Source organism: Streptomyces sp. NRRL S-87 (genome assembly GCF_000719335.1).
In the GTDB taxonomy this organism is placed as follows: domain Bacteria; phylum Actinomycetota; class Actinomycetes; order Streptomycetales; family Streptomycetaceae; genus Streptomyces.
The window spans coordinates 1-14,531 of record NZ_JOGB01000016.1 but is presented as its reverse complement, the minus strand read 5'-3'; the positions used below and the strand labels follow the sequence as shown (position 1 = coordinate 14,531).

The following is a 14,531-nucleotide window of genomic DNA, read 5'->3' as shown; positions in this document are numbered from 1 at the left end:
GAATACTCATACCCCCGACCGCAAATGCATTGCATTGCGGTCGGGGGTATACCTATGCTCCCGATCATGGAGCTGATCCAGAAGGAGCCCTCGCTCGACGCCTACCTGGCCGCCAGCGAGGCCATAGACCACACCCACCCCCTGGTGCGAGACACCTCGGCCGCCCTCTGGGCGGACACCGGCGACGCATACTCATACGCCCGCGCCGCCTTCGAGTACGTCCGGGACGCCATCCCGCACTCCGCCGACTCGGGTGACCCGCGGGTCACCTGGCGCGCCTCCGACGTCCTCGCCGCGCGCACCGGCATCTGCTACGCCAAGTCCTTCGCCCTGGCCGCCCTGCTGCGCCACCGCGGCATCCCCACGGCCCTGTGCTACCAGCTCCTGGGGGAGGACGACGGCTCGGACCAGGTGGTCCACGGCCTCGTCGCCGTCCGCCTCCCCGGCGACGACACCTGGCGCCGCCAGGACCCGCGGGGCAACAAGCCGGGCGTCGACGCCCGCTTCTCCCTCGGCCCCGAGCGGCTGGCCTTCCCCGTCCGCCCGCACCTCGGCGAGATCGACTACCCCGACCTCCACGCCACCGTCCCGCCCCCCGTCCTCGCAGCCCTCCAGCAGGCCGAAGACCGCTCCGCCCTCTGGCGCACCCTCCCGACGTCGCTGCCGTAGCTAGCGGGTGCCGCCCGGCGCGGTGCGCGGCGGTCCCCCTCGGCCCCCCAGAGCGGCCCGCAGGCTGCCGGGTAGCCCGTGCCCCGGCACCGGGATGCTCCCGAGCACCTCGTGCCGGTGCTCGACGACCTCGGCGAGCAGACCGGGCGCGAGGGGTGCCGCGCGGGGGTCGGCGTCCCCGCGGTCCCCCCAGGCGTCCTGGGCCCGGAAGCCGGTCCCCGCCAGCGCCCCCGCCCACAGACCGGCGTCGTGGTACTCGCCCTGGCCGGCGTGATCGAGGAAGAGACAGTACGCGGCCCGCGGATGGCCGGCGCCGGCGGCCAACTGCCACCAGAACCGCGCGCCGTCGGCACGGCCCAGCAGGTGCAGCAGGCAGCCGAACACGAAGGGACCCTCGTCCTCCCCGGCCCCGGCCCCGACGAGGCGCGCGAGGTGGTCGCCGGACTCTGCATCGAGGGACACCGCGCAGATGGCATTCAGGTCCCGACCCGCCCGCTCGGCATCGACCGGGCGGTCGGACGCCGGGTCCGGCCACTGCTCCCGCTGCCCGGCCGGGACGCCGGGGTCCTGCGCACCCTCGCCCGCCCCCGTGCGCCACCGGGCGACGGTGCGCAGGGCCCCCTGCCGGCGGAGGAGGTGGTTCCGTGCCGCCGAGACGTCGTAACGGGTGGTCCGGTCCGTGACCTCCGCCCGGGCCAGGTAGTCGGCCAGGGACCGGTTGCGCCGGCCGTCACTCATGCTCTTGTCCCTCCGTGTTCGACGCGTCCCGTCCGCCGCGGGGGCGGACGACGGCTCCGGGTGCCCGACGAGGGCCGCCTCCACCCAGCGTCCGGGGACCTCCGAAACGTGCAAGGGGATGTCAGCCCGGCTGCGGCACGTCGCCCTCGGACACGTGCAGGAGGTCGGCCAGGCGCGTGCGCGCCAGGCGCAGGAGGGAGCGGACGGACGCCTCCTCGACGCCCATGAGCCGTGCCGTGTCACGGGTGGTGAGGTCCAGCCCGTAGCGCAGCACCACCGCGTCCCGCTGCCGTTCGCTCAGGCGCCCCACCGCCGCGTAGAACTGGATCCGGTCGGCGAGGACCTCGTACGGGTCCTGCCCGACCGCCGCCGCGGCCGTGTCGAACGCCGCGATGTCCATCGGCTGTGGATTCCGCTTGCGCCCGCGCTGCTGGTCGGCGATCCGGTGCTTGAGGATCGCCCACGCGTACGCCTCCGGCCGCTCCATGGTGAGCATCCGGGGCCATGCCTGCATGACCGAGTCGAACGCCCTGTCCACCGCCTCCTCGGCGTCGGCGTCCGACCCCAGCTGGAGGTAGGCGTACCGCAGGTAGGTGTGCAGCGATTTCCCGTGGAAGGCCCAGAACGCCAGGGACTCGGCCGATCCCTGCTGCATCAGCGCGGTCGGGGCCGGTCCCGAGGGCGACCCGGCGGGAGTGGCGGCCGTCTCGGAACCGGCATCCCGCCGGTGGTGGGCCGGAGGCTCCCCGTACCGGCCGGCCGGCCCCTGCGGGAGCCGTCGGTGGAGGGCCTCGCCGGTCAGCACCCGGTCGAGCCGGGCGATCGCCAGGGCGAGCGCGTCGGGTACCGGCGAGCGCGGATCGACCCCGCCGTCAGGGGCGGGCTCGTCGTGTCCGGTGCCCTCGGGCAGGGCCAGCTCCCGGGCCATGAGGGCCAAGCGGGCCGCCCACTCGAGGAGGAGCTCCGCCAAGCGGTCCAGCTCCGCCACGGGACGGCCACCCGCCTCCCGCTCCGGCGGCCCGGACCGGAACCGCGCGGAGCGTTCGGCGGTGACCTGGGCCTCGATCAGCTCGCAGGTCGTGACGAGGAGCCAGACCAGGCTGCCGACCCGCTCCCGTTCCTGGCGGTACGCGGCCAGCTCCTGCTCCCGCTTCAAGAGCCGCTCCGACAGCTCCATGATCCTCAGCCCGAGCTCGTCGAGAGAGGGGGCGGGACCGGTCTCGCGCACTCCTTCCGCCGCTACGGCTGCCTGCCACAGGGGCCGCGCCTCGGCCAGGAGGCCCTGTAAGTCGGTGGCGCTCCTGGTCACCGCGTCGGCAACCGCCTCGACGAACTCCCACGAGACGCCGATCCCCGCGAAGTGCTCGTACACAGCGGTGCGCTTGGGGGTGCCCGCGCTCCCGAAGTGCTCTTCCTTGAAGCCGGCACGCACCTGTCCCACGGAGAGTCCGGCCCGGTCCACCCACGTGCGCAGGCACTCCGCGAGCGCGTTCGCCTCGGGCGTGCCGCGCGGCGGCTCCCACTTTCGACGCCCACCACGGCCCATGTGCCGCACTGCCCCCTCCGTGCATCCGCTCGACGCCGTTGCGAGGCCCATCCTTCCCGCGCGCCCGGGTGTCCGGGACCGTCCGCCGGACGGCCCGGACGGCTCGACACCGTCGTTCCCCACCCACCAGGGTCGGAAGGCCACATGGTCATCCGAGCACGGGAAGGCAGATCGACATGCCGATTCCACTTGATCTCCTGCAGGCGACGCCCTGGTGGGTCCTGGCCGGTCTGGCATTCCTCGCGGTCGTTCTCGGCTTCGTCCTGCGGCTCGCCCGGATGGCACTGCCCACGGAATCCGAGCACCGGCTGCGCTGGTGGCAGATACTCCTGACACAGCGCCAGGAAAGCCCGGCCGAGGGGTCGGAGGAGGGCAGGGGACGGGCGCCGGCCCCCACCACCGGGCCCGACCACCGGGCCCGACCACCGGGACGTGAGCGCCGGCCGCGCCCCGGCGCGGGGGAGCGCCCGCAGTGAGGTCCGCGGTGGCGCGGGGGGTGACGCCCCGCGGGTCGGTCGGGTCGGGCGACCCGCACCCCCCAGCCCCGGCACGCGCCCGCCCCCGGCCGGCCGGGGCCGTTCAGCCCGTCCGGCGACCGGGGCGCGGACGCCCGGGCGGAGCCTCGGGTGCGGGGCCGGGCAGCACCGGCTCCGTGGCGGGGTCCGGCGCAGTGCCGGGCGCTTTCGGGGCGGGGCCGGGCGGGGGAGTACCGCCCCGCACGACCGTCCGGTGCAGCAGGGCCGCGGCCAGCTGCACGACCCCGATCCCGACCAGCAGCCACCGCGCCGGTACGCCCGCCCCGATGCCGAAGCCCGCGGCCGCCGCCCCCGCCGAGGCGGCCGTCATCTTCAGGCCGGCCCCCAGCGTGAACACCTGCTCCCGCGTCCCGTCGGGCGCGTGGTCCGCCCGGATCCGCAGCGTCGCCGCCAGCAGCGGCCCGTCGCACAGCCCCGCCACCGCGAAGAGGACCGCGGCCACCGGCATCGACGGCGCCCAGGCCGCCCCGAGCAGGGTCAGACCCGTCCCCGCCATCGCGCCCTCGGCCAGCCGGCCCGACGGCAGCGACAGGCGCGAGAGCCCCAGCGAACCGGCCAGCGCCCCGATCGCGAAGGCGGTCATCAGAACGCCGCCGCGCCCGTTGCCGCCCAGCAGCCCCGCCAGCAGCACCGCCGTGGTGGTCAGCGCCCCCAGCCCGAGGAACGCCAGGCTGGTGGCCGACGTGATGGCCCGCAGCTCCCGCACCCGCCACAGCGCCACCAGTCCGCTCGACATCCCCGAGGCTTCCGAACGGCCCGCACCTCCCGCACCTCCCGAGCCGACCCCGCCGACCCGCCCGGCCGCGTCACCGGGACCGGCCGCGTCACCGGGACCGGCCGCGTCACCGGGACCGGCCGACCGGGTCGCGCCGACCGGGACCGCGGCGGCGGGGCCGCCGTACGGCAGGAGGGCGGCGCACGTGGCGGCCAGGGCGGCGGCGCCGGCGAGCGCGCCGAGGGCGGCGCCCCCGGACCAGGTGGCGGCCAGTGTGCCGACGACGGCCGGCGCGGACACCGAGGCCGCGTTGTACGTCGCCGCGTCCCAGGCGTACGCCCGGTCGCGGCCCGGACCGGCCGGCACCAGCCGCGCCACCAGGCTCGACAGGCCGCCCGTGACCACCGGCCCGCACGTCCCGCCCGCCACCGCCACCGCGGCCACCACCCAGGCCGGCACCCGCCCGACGAGCAGCGCCAGCGCCGCCAGGGCCGCGCCGAAGCCGGCCAGCGCCCCCGCGTAGAAGAACCGGGGCCGGCGCGCCCGCGCGGCCACGGCCCCGGCCAGCGGAGCGGCGAGGGCGTGCGGTGCGGTCCACGCGGTCAACACGAAGGCGCCGTGCGCCGCGCCGCCCGTACGCTCCACCGCGACCAGCACCAGGGCCAGCCCCACCCCCTCGCCGGCGAACCGGGCCGCCACGGCCGTCGCCAGGTACCCCCTGAGCCCCCGCAGTTCCCGACTCCCCGGGACCGTTCCCGCCGCGCGCATCCGAGCCCCCACTCCGTAACGGCTTACCGGGACAAGACATTACACTCGGCGGCGTGAAGGGATTCGACCCCGCCCAACGGCTGATCGACCTCGCCAACGAGGTCCGTACGGCACCCGACGCCTCCCGCGAGGCCCTCGCCGCCCTGCTCGCCCGGCACGGCGAGAGCGAGCGCGACCTGGCCCCGGGGGCCTTCTCCGAGGCCGACGCGGCCGAACTGCGCGCCGCCGCCCGCCGGATGGGCGGGGTCCTGGCCGAGCCCGACGCCGACCGCGCGGCCGAGGCCCTCAACGCGCTGTTCGACGCGTGCGGCGCCCGCCCCCGCCTGACCCGGCACGGCGGCCACGCCTGGCACCTGCACGTCGACCGCGAGGGCGCCGGCTGGGGCGAGTGGTTCCTGGCCTCCGGGGCCCTCGCCCTCGCCGCCGTGCTGACCGAGTACGGACGCGTCACCTGGGGCGCCTGCGCGGCCGCCCGCTGCGGCGCGTACTTCCTGGGCACCGGCCCCGGCAGTGCCCGCCGCTACTGCTCGGCCGCCTGCGCGTCCCGGGAACGCGTCGCGGCCCACCGCCGCCGGCAGCGCGCCGGGCGGTGAGCCGCGCTCACACCACTGTTCGCATGTCCGGACCCCTGTCCGGGTGCCCCGGGGCCGTTCGTACCGCGCCCGGGGGCCTCAGGCCTTGCGGAGCTCCGCCTCGCGGACCTCGGCCGCCGTGGGCGCCGTACCGCCCAGGTGCGCCGGCAGCCACCAGGAGTCCTCGGCACCCTTCGGCTTCGCCGGGTACGCCCGCTGGGCCGCGTCCAGCAGCTCCTGCACGCGCTCGCGCAGCCGCCGGGTCAGCGCACCCGCGAACTGGTCGGCCGGCGCCTCCATCGGCTCGCCCACCCGCATCGTCACCGGGATGTGGCTGCGCCGCAGGTCCTTGGGCCTGCCCTTCGTCCACAGTCGCTGCGTCCCCCACAGCGCCACCGGGATCAGCGGCACGCCGGCCTCCTGGGCCATCCGCACCGCACCGGACTTGAAGCTCTTGAGCGTGAAGGACTGCGAGATCGTCGCCTCGGGGAAGACGCCGATGATCTCGCCCGAGCGCAGCGCGGCCAGCGCCTGCTGGTACGCCCCCTCACCCTGATCGCGGTCGACCGGGATGTGCTTCATCGCCCGCATCAGCGGCCCCGACACCTTGTGCCGGAAGACCGAGTCCTTCGCCATGAACCGCACCAGGCGCTTCGACGGACGCGCGGTCAGACCCGTGAAGATGAAGTCCAGGTACCCGATGTGGTTCGACACCAGGACGGCGCCGCCCTTGCGCGGGATGTTCTCCGTGCCCTTCATGTCGATGCGGATGTCGAGCGCCTTGAACAGGCCGTGCGCGGCACCGATCACAGGGGGGTAGACCAGCTCTGCCATCGTGGGGAGACTCCTCGTTTCTCTGCTGGGGAGGTCTGAAGAGGTTCTCCCGCGGAAAGCACGTAAGTTACGCCAGCGTAGGTACCGGCAAGGGGATGGTGCCCGATGCGCGCGTCAAGGGCCAGTCCGCGGGGCTCCGGCCGGGGAGATCCTCGTCACGCCGGGAATACCCGGCGCTACGGGTGTGCTGCCCCCGAAGGTACGGATCCATTCGTAGGGAGAGGCTAAGCGTGGGCGAGCGCGGGGCGGGAGCGGTGCACCCCGAGGGGGACGGGCGCGTGCGCCTCGGCGAGGCCGAACTCGGCGCCCGGCGCGGCGAGCGGGCCACCCTCGTCCAGTTCTCCAGCGCGTTCTGCCAGCCCTGCCGGGCCACCCGCCGCATCCTCGGCGAGGTCGCGGACCTGGTGCCGGGCGTGGCCCACGTCGAGATCGACGCCGAGGCCCGCCTGGAGCTGGTCCGCGCCCTCGGCATCGCGAAGACCCCCACCGTCCTCGTCCTGGACGCGGCCGGTGCCGAGGTGCGCCGGGCGGCCGGCATGCCGCGCAAGGCGGACGTCATCGCCGCACTGGGCGCCGTCCTCTGAGCCCCTTTCACGCCGCCGCCGGGACCTCGCGCTCCGTGAGACGCCTCGCATCTGAGGGAAGCCGCTTGACTGCACATGGCAACGATCGACAGGCTTCGGCCAGCCCCCATGTGAAGGACACGCCCATGACGGCCCCGCCGGCCCCGCCCGCCCTCATCCCGGCCCTGCCGGGCTCGCCCGAGCTGCTGCGTTCGGTGTTCCGTCGGCACGCCGCCGGCGTCGCGGTGATCACCGCGGCCCGGGAGGGCGTACCGGTCGGCTTCACGGCCACGTCGCTGAGCTCGGTCGCGGCAGAGCCGCCCCTGCTGTCCTTCTCCGTCGGCACGGGCTCGTCCAGCTGGCCCGTGATCGAGGAGACCGGCCATCTGGGCGTGCACATACTCGGCGAGCACCAGAGCGGGCTGGCGGGCCTGTTCGCGCGCAGCGGTGCCGACCGGTTCGGCCCGGACACCGCCTGGCGCACCGGTCCGGAGGGCGTGCCGCTGCTGGACGGCGTACTGGCCTGGATGGTGTGCCGGGTCGTGGCCCGGGTGCCGGCCGGCGCCCACGTCGTCGTGATCGCCGAGGTGCTCGCGGGGAACCCCGAGGGGGACCCGGCGGGCGCGGGGCGGCCGCTGCTCTACCACCAAGGGCGCTTCAACGCCCTGCGTGACTGAGTAGTGCCTGCTCGGGGGCACTTTCCGAGGCCTCCGAGCGTTGGCAAGGTCACAGTTCGGTGAGCTTGCTTCCTGGTGGAACGCACGCTGTACTGACGAGTAACATTTGGTCCGGAGCGCAACCCGCCCCGACCGGGATCCGCCCCAAAAGGCGCCTATGCTGCCTGCACGAGGCAGCACCAGAAAAGACGATGCAGTAGGAGAGCCGGCGTGAGCCTGAGGATCGTTGTCTGTGTGAAGTACGTGCCCGACGCCACCGGCGACCGGCACTTCGCCGATGACCTGACCGTCGACCGCGACGACGTCGACGGCCTGCTGTCGGAGCTCGACGAGTACGCCGTCGAGCAGGCGCTGCAGATCTCCGAGGAGTCGGACGACGACGTGGAGATCACCGTGCTGACGGTGGGCCCGGAGGACGCGAAGGACGCGCTGCGCAAGGCGCTCTCGATGGGCGCCGACAAGGCCGTCCACGTCGAGGACGACGACCTGCACGGCACCGACGTCATGGGCACCTCGCTGGTGCTCGCCAAGGCGATCGAGAAGGCCGGCTACGACCTGGTCATCACCGGCATGGCCTCCACCGACGGCACCATGGGCGTCCTCCCGGCGATCCTGGCCGAGCGACTGGGCGTCCCGCAGGTCACCCTGCTCTCCGAGGTGAACGTCGCGGACGGCAAGGTCACCGGCCGCCGCGACGGCGACGCCGCCAGCGAGCAGCTCGAGGCGTCCCTGCCGGCCGTCGTGTCCGTCACGGACCAGTCGGGCGAGGCCCGTTACCCGTCCTTCAAGGGCATCATGGCCGCGAAGAAGAAGCCGGTGGAGTCCTGGGACCTGTCCGACCTGGACGTCGACTCCGACGAGGTCGGTCTCGAGAACGCCTGGACCGCGGTCGACTCCGCGACCCCGCGTCCGGCCCGCACCGCCGGCACGATCGTCAAGGACGAGGGCGAGGGCGGCAAGCAGCTGGCCGAGTTCCTGGCCGGCCAGAAGTTCATCTGAGCTTCGGTCATCCCTCCGATCGCCCCCTCTACTTCGCAAAAGCTGGAGAAGCCCCATGGCTGAAGTTCTCGTCTACGTCGACCACGTGGACGGTGCCGTCCGCAAGCCCACCCTGGAACTGCTGACCCTGGCCCGCCGCGTCGGCGAGCCCGTCGCCGTCGCCCTCGGCGCCGGTGCCGAGGCCACCGCCGCGGTCCTGGCCGAGCACGGTGCCGTCAAGGTCCTGACCGCCGACGCCGCCGAGTTCGCCGACTACCTCGTCGTCCCGAAGGTGGACGCCCTGCAGGCCGCGTACGAGGCCGTGTCCGCCGGGGGCTCCCTGGCCGCCGTGCTCGTCCCGTCCTCCGCCGAGGGCAAGGAGATCGCCGCCCGCCTCGCCGTCCGCATCGGCTCCGGCATCATCACCGACGCCGTCGACCTCGAGGCCGGCGACGAGGGCCCGGTCGCGACGCAGTCCGCGTTCGCCGCCTCCTTCACCACCAAGTCCCGTGTCTCCAAGGGCACCCCGGTCATCACCGTCAAGCCGAACTCGGCTCCGGTCGAGGCCGCCCCGGCCGCCGGCGCCGTCGAGGCGCTGGCCGTCACCTTCTCGGCCCTGGCCACCGGCACCAAGGTCACCTCGCGCACCCCGCGCGAGTCGACCGGCCGCCCGGAGCTGACCGAGGCCGCGATCGTGGTCTCCGGCGGTCGCGGCGTCAACGGTGCCGAGAACTTCTCGATCATCGAGGCGCTGGCCGACTCCCTCGGTGCCGCCGTCGGCGCCTCCCGCGCCGCCGTCGACGCCGGCTGGTACCCGCACTCCAACCAGGTCGGCCAGACCGGCAAGTCGGTCTCGCCGCAGCTGTACATCGCCTCCGGCATCTCCGGTGCGATCCAGCACCGCGCCGGCATGCAGACCTCGAAGACCATCGTGGCCATCAACAAGGACTCCGAGGCCCCGATCTTCGACCTGGTCGACTACGGCGTGGTCGGCGACCTGTTCCAGGTCGTCCCGCAGCTGACCGACGAGATCAAGGCGCGCAAGGGCTGATCCGCCCTCGCCGTCTGACCTGTGCAGACGCACGGCCCGGGGCCGCGTGGTGAGACTCACCGCGCGGCCCCGGGCCGTTTTCCGTCGTGCCCCCGGGTGACTCGGCCGGAGCGTCCGGAGAACATTGACGAGGGGTTCCGGTGTCACTAGATTTTGCTATACGGATTTGAGATTCCGTGCAGCGGAAAATAGGAGAGTGCAGGATGGGTCAGCAGGAGAAGGTGGCAACGAGCCTCCAGGGCGCGGTCAGCGAGCGCATCAGCGCCTCGCTCGCGCCGGTGGACGCGGAGCTCGCGCGCCGCTACCCCGGAGACCCGGGCACCCGGCAGCCGATCCACACCGTGTACGTGCCCGGTGACGCCTTCGACGCCGCCACCATCCGCTCCTGGGGCGACCAGGCCCTCGCCGCTCTCGACGAGCACGCCCCCGACGCGGCGACCTTCGCCCGCGTCCTCGGCATCGCGGACGAACTGGCCGGCCCCGTGTACGAGCGCGTCCGGGCCAAGCTCGCCACCGAGCCGATCGAGGACCTCCGCGTCGACTTCGAGGACGGCTTCGGCGTCCGCTCCGACACGGAGGAGGACCAGGCCGCCGCCCGCGCCGCCCGCCTCGTCTCGGAGGCCTTCGCCAACGGCACGAACGCCCCCTACATGGGCATCCGCATGAAGTGCATGGAGTCCAACGTCCGCGACCGGGGCCTGCGCACCACGGACGTCTTCCTCTCCGGACTGCTGGAGCACGGCGGCCTGCCCGAGGGCCTGGTCCTGACCCTCCCCAAGGTCACCTACGCCGAGCAGGTCAGCGCCTTCGTCGAGCTGCTGGAGGCCTTCGAGTCGGCCCGCGGGCTGCGCCCCGGCCGCATCGGCTTCGAGATCCAGATCGAGACCAGCCAGTCCATCCTGGCCTCAGACGGCACCGCCACGGTCGCCCGCATGATCGACGCCGCCAAGGGCCGCGCCACCGGCCTGCACTACGGAACCTTCGACTACAGCGCCTGCGTCGGCGTCTCCGCCGCCTACCAGTCCAGCGACCACCCGGCCGCCGACCACGCCAAGGCGATCATGCAGGTCGCGGCCGCCGGCACCGGCGTACGCGTCTCCGACGGCTCGACCAACGTCAAGCCCGTCGGCACGACCGAGCAGGTCCACGAGGCCTGGAAGCTCCACTACGGCCTCACCCGCCGCGCCCTGGCCCGCGCCTACTACCAGGGCTGGGACATGCACCCCGGCCACCTCCCGACCCGCTACGCCGCCGTCTTCTCCTTCTACCGCGAGGGCCTGGAGGCGGCGGCCGCCCGCCTGAAGGCGTACGTCGCGAAGATCGAGGGCGACGTCATGGACGAGCCCGCCACCGCCAAGGCCCTCGCCGGCTACCTGGTCCGCGGCCTCGACTGCGGCGCCGTCGGCACCGACGAGGTCACCGCCCGCACCGGCCTGACCCGCGCCGAGCTCGACGCCTTCGCGATCCCGCGCCGCTCCGCCACCCTGACGGCGACGGCGTAACGACCCGCGCGCCGACCTCCGAGGCCGGTACCCCCGAGCGGGGGACCGGCCTCGGAGGCGCGCTCGCGTACGGACCCACGAGCACCGGAGATCGTCCCTGGCGATCGGGGCCGGCGATCGCGGCCGGCGATCGGGGCCGGCGATCGGATCCGGCGCCGGCAAGTCGCTTCAATCGGCGATCGGCGACCGGCGGTCGGCGCTCGGCACCGGCAAGTCGGCGATCGGTGATCGGCGATGGCCAATCGGTGATCGGCACCGTCAGAACCGGGCCGTTGCCAGCACCGTCCCGTCCGGCGTCGTCAGCCGGGCGCCGGCCAGCGCGCCCGCGTCGACCGCGGCGGGCGATCCCCAGTAGCCGTACCCCTCGTGCAGCCTGAACGAGCCGAGCCGCACGGTGCTGCCGTCCGATCGCACGAGCAGGCAGGACACCGGCCCCTCGTACGGGACCCCGGCGTCGTCCATGTCCACGGCCATGTACACCCAGCCGGCCGAGTCGGCGGCGCCCGGCGCAGCCGGATGCGCGTTGATCTCGCCGACGGACCGGCCGACGGCCGGCCCGGTCGACGCGTGGTCCGCGGGTCCGGCCCCGGCCGCCACCCGGGCCGCCCCCGGCGCGAGCACCAGATCGGCCCGCAACAGGCCCGCCATCGTCGTGCCGGAGCGCGAGGCCGGGGCCGGGCCCTCGGCCACGTACGTGCCGAGCGCCCAGCCCCCGAAGCCCAGCGCCAGCGCGCAGGCCCCGGCCACCGCCGCCACCCGAATCCTGGCCCCCCGGCCGCGGGCGGCCTCCCGGCGCCCCGCCGCGCCCGCCGGCGCGGCCCCGGGCCGCAGGCTCAAGCGCCGCGCCACCCGCTCCTCGAAGCCCCGGGGCGGCTCGCGCTCCGGCAGCAGCGCGAGCAGGCCGTCCCCGAGGAGCGCGAGCTGGTCGACGTACTCCCGGCACTCGGCGCACCGGTCCAGGTGCGCCAGGGCCTCGGCCCGCTCCCGCCCCGAGAGCACGCCCAGCGCCAGCTCCCCGGCCCGCTCCCGCAGCCGCGCGCAGCCGGTGGCCTCAGTCATCGCCGCCTCCCTCCGCGCGCGGCGGCTCCGGCGGCCCGGCCGCCAGCGTCGCCCGCAGCCGGGCCATGGCCGTCCTGATCCGCGTCTTGGCCGTACCCAGGGGGATGCCCTCCAGCTCGGCCACCTGCCGGGCGGTCATCCCGTAGACCCCGGCCATCGCCAGGGCCCGGGCCTGCTCCCGGGGCAGTCCGGCCAGCGCCGCGCGCAGCCCGGCCGCCGCCTCGTCGGCCAAGGCCCGCCGCTCGGGGGTCTCCGTCACCGCGCCGAGCAGCGCGTCGAGGTCCTCGGGGGCCACCGGCTCGGGCCGCCGGGCCCGGACGGCGTCCACGGCCAAGTTGTGCGCGATCGTGGTCAGCCAGGCGGTGACCGAACCGCGGCGCGCATCGTAGACCTGCGCGTGCCGCCAGGCCCGCTCGAAGGTCTGCTGCGCGACGTCCTCCGCCAGCGCGGCGTCCCGCGTGACGGCGACGGCCACGCCGTAGACCCGGTGCTGGAACCGCCGTACGAACGTCATGGCGAGCTCCGGGTCACCGGTGGCCAGCCCGGCCAGCAGCGCCTCGTCGGGGAGGCGGCCGACCGGGAGCTGCAGCCCCTGCATGCCAGTAGGTACGTTCCGGCGCGCCCAGGGGATTGCCCGGCGATGGCGGAACCTCACGCTCCCATTCTCCGCCGTGTCCAGCCTGCCGTGTCTCGTGTCCCGCGTCGCCACGGCCCGCCGCCGGCGCGCAATCCCTCCCGACGCCGCACCCGTATCCCGACTGCGACGGGCACGGACGGGACACCGGCCCGGCACGGACGGGACACGGGCCCGGCACGGACGGGCCCCGCCGACCGGCACAGACCGACCGGCACAGACGGCCCCGCCGACCCAGCACAGACGGCTCCGCCGAAGGAGGCCCGACATGACACCGCACCCCGCACCCCTCCACCACATCCTGCTACGGGGCCTGGCAGCGGGCGCGCTGGCCGGCGCCCTCGTCGCCTGCGGGGGCGGCGGGTCCGGCGCAGGCGCCCAGAGCCCGGCCGCCGGAACGTCGAGCACCCAGGAGCAGACTCCGCCCAGTCCCGCGAAGGCCGTGACCGTGGTGGACGTCGCGATGACCGACTTCCACCTCAAGCTGTCGAAGACGGACCTCACCGCCGGCCGGTACACGTTCCGCGCCGCCAACGACGGCCACCACCCGCACGCCCTGGAGATCGAGGGCCCGGGCGGCGAGCACCGTACCCCGACCCTCCAGCCCGGGCAGTCCGCGGACCTCACGGTGACGCTGAAGGCCGGCTCGTACGAGATGTACTGCCCCGTCGACGGCCACCGCGCCCTGGGCATGGAGACGGACCTGCACGTCGGGGCCGCCAGCTCCGGCTCGACCGGGAACGGCACCGACACCCCGGACAACACTCACGACACGTCGGGCAACGGCTACTGAGCCGTGCGCGCCCGATCTTCTGACATCAGGAGGGGCCCATGCACCCCCGAACGGCCGACCTCTCGCTGCGCGCGGTCGCGGCGAGCTGCGCGCTCCTGAGCGCAGTGGTCCACCTCTACCTCGCCCCCGAACACCTGGAGGAGATGCCCTACATGGGCATCCTCTTCCTCATCGGCGGCGCCGGCCTGCTGGTGGTCACCGCGGGCCTCGCGCTGACCGACCCCCGCCCGGCGTGGGTGGGCGGAGCCCTGCTGAACGCCGGCATGCTGCTCGGCTTCGCGCTCTCCCGCACCGTCGGGCTGCCGGACTACCACGAGACCGGCTGGGACCCCCCGCACGGCGTGCTGTCCGTCGCCTCGGAGGCGGCGTTCCTGCTCGCGGCCGCGGCCTGGTACGCGCTCGTGCGCCGCAGTCCCGACCGCAGTCCCGACCGCAGTCCCGACCGGAGTCCCGACCGTAACCCCGCCCGCGGACAGGCCGGCCGGACCGGCCCGGTCGATCGGATCACCGGCCACGCCCCGCACGTTCGCGACCGGGGCCCCGCAAGCCACGCGCGACTCCGCTGACAGGCCGCGCCAGGTCCTGTGGTGCGGGGAAAAGCCGGGAGCCGGGCCGAGCGCACCCGGCACTGAGCGCACGCCGCACCGAGCGCACCCGGCACCGAGCGCACGCCGCACCGAGCGCACCCGGCACCGAGCGCACCCCGCACGAAGAGCGGCGGCCGGAACACCACGAAGCCCCCGTCAGGTCACCCCGTGGTGTGTGGGGGAGGTGCTTGACAGGGGTGGCAGGCTGGTCCGGAGGCAGGCCCGGGCCAGGGGTGGCCGCAGGCCAGGGCGAAGCCCCAAAGCCCCTGGGGTGGGCCTGCCGCAGGGCCTGCAGGCCGCCCCTGTCAA

The 14,531-nt window shown here is 74.8% G+C and carries 16 protein-coding genes; 10 read left to right on the top strand and 6 right to left on the bottom strand.

Going from position 1 to position 14,531, the window contains the following annotated elements:
- Window positions 1-66: 66 nt before the first annotated feature.
- Complete coding sequence (locus IF43_RS0112235) at window positions 67-669, top strand: transglutaminase family protein (RefSeq protein ID WP_030198322.1); 603 nt, start codon at window positions 67-69, stop codon at window positions 667-669.
- Here the strand turns inward: IF43_RS0112235 and IF43_RS37990 are convergent, their stop codons facing one another.
- Window positions 670-1,407, bottom strand: coding sequence for a hypothetical protein (locus tag IF43_RS37990; protein WP_051795208.1), 738 nt, complete (start codon window positions 1,405-1,407; stop codon window positions 670-672).
- 121 nt (window positions 1,408-1,528) lie between these two features.
- Window positions 1,529-2,953 (bottom strand): RNA polymerase sigma factor, encoded by a 1,425-nt coding sequence (locus IF43_RS43455; protein WP_051795206.1) that lies wholly within the window; start codon window positions 2,951-2,953, stop codon window positions 1,529-1,531.
- A 176-nt stretch (window positions 2,954-3,129) separates the two neighbouring features.
- Between IF43_RS43455 and IF43_RS41580 the strand changes: the two genes are divergently transcribed.
- Window positions 3,130-3,429, top strand: a complete 300-nt coding sequence (locus tag IF43_RS41580) for a hypothetical protein (protein WP_030198309.1) — start codon at window positions 3,130-3,132, stop codon at window positions 3,427-3,429.
- A 103-nt stretch (window positions 3,430-3,532) separates the two neighbouring features.
- Here the strand turns inward: IF43_RS41580 and IF43_RS0112215 are convergent, their stop codons facing one another.
- Complete coding sequence (locus IF43_RS0112215; protein WP_051795204.1) at window positions 3,533-4,972, bottom strand: hypothetical protein; 1,440 nt, start codon at window positions 4,970-4,972, stop codon at window positions 3,533-3,535.
- A 53-nt stretch (window positions 4,973-5,025) separates the two neighbouring features.
- Between IF43_RS0112215 and IF43_RS0112210 the strand changes: the two genes are divergently transcribed.
- On the top strand, window positions 5,026-5,565 hold the full coding sequence (locus IF43_RS0112210) for a CGNR zinc finger domain-containing protein (protein WP_234332121.1): 540 nt from the start codon (window positions 5,026-5,028) through the stop codon (window positions 5,563-5,565).
- A 78-nt stretch (window positions 5,566-5,643) separates the two neighbouring features.
- Here the strand turns inward: IF43_RS0112210 and IF43_RS0112205 are convergent, their stop codons facing one another.
- On the bottom strand, window positions 5,644-6,378 hold the full coding sequence (locus IF43_RS0112205; RefSeq protein WP_030198304.1) for a 1-acyl-sn-glycerol-3-phosphate acyltransferase: 735 nt from the start codon (window positions 6,376-6,378) through the stop codon (window positions 5,644-5,646).
- A 254-nt stretch (window positions 6,379-6,632) separates the two neighbouring features.
- Here IF43_RS0112205 and IF43_RS0112200 point away from each other — a divergent pair, with 254 nt between their 5' ends.
- The 5 genes from IF43_RS0112200 to IF43_RS0112180 all read left to right on the top strand — a co-directional run bounded on the left by IF43_RS0112200 (window position 6,633) and on the right by IF43_RS0112180 (window position 11,149).
- Complete coding sequence (locus IF43_RS0112200; RefSeq protein WP_030198301.1) at window positions 6,633-6,962, top strand: thioredoxin family protein; 330 nt, start codon at window positions 6,633-6,635, stop codon at window positions 6,960-6,962.
- Between the two features lie 125 nt (window positions 6,963-7,087).
- Window positions 7,088-7,618, top strand: coding sequence for a flavin reductase family protein (locus IF43_RS0112195; RefSeq protein WP_051795201.1), 531 nt, complete (start codon window positions 7,088-7,090; stop codon window positions 7,616-7,618).
- A 210-nt stretch (window positions 7,619-7,828) separates the two neighbouring features.
- Complete coding sequence (locus tag IF43_RS0112190) at window positions 7,829-8,617, top strand: electron transfer flavoprotein subunit beta/FixA family protein (RefSeq protein WP_030198296.1); 789 nt, start codon at window positions 7,829-7,831, stop codon at window positions 8,615-8,617.
- A 55-nt stretch (window positions 8,618-8,672) separates the two neighbouring features.
- Complete coding sequence (locus IF43_RS0112185) at window positions 8,673-9,647, top strand: electron transfer flavoprotein subunit alpha/FixB family protein (RefSeq protein WP_030198293.1); 975 nt, start codon at window positions 8,673-8,675, stop codon at window positions 9,645-9,647.
- 203 nt (window positions 9,648-9,850) lie between these two features.
- Window positions 9,851-11,149, top strand: coding sequence for an aldolase/citrate lyase family protein (locus IF43_RS0112180; protein ID WP_030198290.1), 1,299 nt, complete (start codon window positions 9,851-9,853; stop codon window positions 11,147-11,149).
- Window positions 11,150-11,407: 258 nt separating this feature from the next.
- Here IF43_RS0112180 and IF43_RS0112175 read toward each other — a convergent pair whose 3' ends face one another.
- Window positions 11,408-12,208, bottom strand: coding sequence for a zf-HC2 domain-containing protein (locus IF43_RS0112175; protein WP_030198287.1), 801 nt, complete (start codon window positions 12,206-12,208; stop codon window positions 11,408-11,410).
- Window positions 12,201-12,806, bottom strand: coding sequence for an RNA polymerase sigma factor (locus IF43_RS0112170; RefSeq protein ID WP_037888249.1), 606 nt, complete (start codon window positions 12,804-12,806; stop codon window positions 12,201-12,203). Before IF43_RS0112170 ends, IF43_RS0112175 begins: the two co-directional genes overlap by 8 nt.
- 304 nt (window positions 12,807-13,110) lie before the next feature.
- Here IF43_RS0112170 and IF43_RS0112165 point away from each other — a divergent pair, with 304 nt between their 5' ends.
- Window positions 13,111-13,635, top strand: a complete 525-nt coding sequence (locus tag IF43_RS0112165) for a cupredoxin domain-containing protein (protein WP_051795199.1) — start codon at window positions 13,111-13,113, stop codon at window positions 13,633-13,635.
- 38 nt (window positions 13,636-13,673) lie between these two features.
- Complete coding sequence (locus IF43_RS37980) at window positions 13,674-14,201, top strand: hypothetical protein (RefSeq protein ID WP_051795197.1); 528 nt, start codon at window positions 13,674-13,676, stop codon at window positions 14,199-14,201.
- The last annotated feature ends 330 nt before the right edge of the window (window positions 14,202-14,531 follow it).

Bases quoted from the DNA above. Each gene is read 5' to 3' on its own strand.
- IF43_RS41580 (WP_030198309.1), top strand. From the start codon at position 3,130: ATGCCGATTCCACTTGATCTCCTGCAGGCGACGCCCTGGTGGGTCCTG.
- IF43_RS37990 (WP_051795208.1), bottom strand. From the start codon at position 1,407: ATGAGTGACGGCCGGCGCAACCGGTCCCTGGCCGACTACCTGGCCCGG.
- IF43_RS0112215 (WP_051795204.1), bottom strand. From the start codon at position 4,972: ATGCGCGCGGCGGGAACGGTCCCGGGGAGTCGGGAACTGCGGGGGCTC.
- IF43_RS37980 (WP_051795197.1), top strand. From the start codon at position 13,674: ATGCACCCCCGAACGGCCGACCTCTCGCTGCGCGCGGTCGCGGCGAGC.
- IF43_RS0112185 (WP_030198293.1), top strand. From the start codon at position 8,673: ATGGCTGAAGTTCTCGTCTACGTCGACCACGTGGACGGTGCCGTCCGC.
- IF43_RS43455 (WP_051795206.1), bottom strand. From the start codon at position 2,953: ATGGGCCGTGGTGGGCGTCGAAAGTGGGAGCCGCCGCGCGGCACGCCC.
- IF43_RS0112165 (WP_051795199.1), top strand. From the start codon at position 13,111: ATGACACCGCACCCCGCACCCCTCCACCACATCCTGCTACGGGGCCTG.
- IF43_RS0112180 (WP_030198290.1), top strand. From the start codon at position 9,851: ATGGGTCAGCAGGAGAAGGTGGCAACGAGCCTCCAGGGCGCGGTCAGC.
- IF43_RS0112235 (WP_030198322.1), top strand. From the start codon at position 67: ATGGAGCTGATCCAGAAGGAGCCCTCGCTCGACGCCTACCTGGCCGCC.
- IF43_RS0112170 (WP_037888249.1), bottom strand. From the start codon at position 12,806: ATGCAGGGGCTGCAGCTCCCGGTCGGCCGCCTCCCCGACGAGGCGCTG.
- IF43_RS0112205 (WP_030198304.1), bottom strand. From the start codon at position 6,378: ATGGCAGAGCTGGTCTACCCCCCTGTGATCGGTGCCGCGCACGGCCTG.
- IF43_RS0112195 (WP_051795201.1), top strand. From the start codon at position 7,088: ATGACGGCCCCGCCGGCCCCGCCCGCCCTCATCCCGGCCCTGCCGGGC.
- IF43_RS0112175 (WP_030198287.1), bottom strand. From the start codon at position 12,208: ATGACTGAGGCCACCGGCTGCGCGCGGCTGCGGGAGCGGGCCGGGGAG.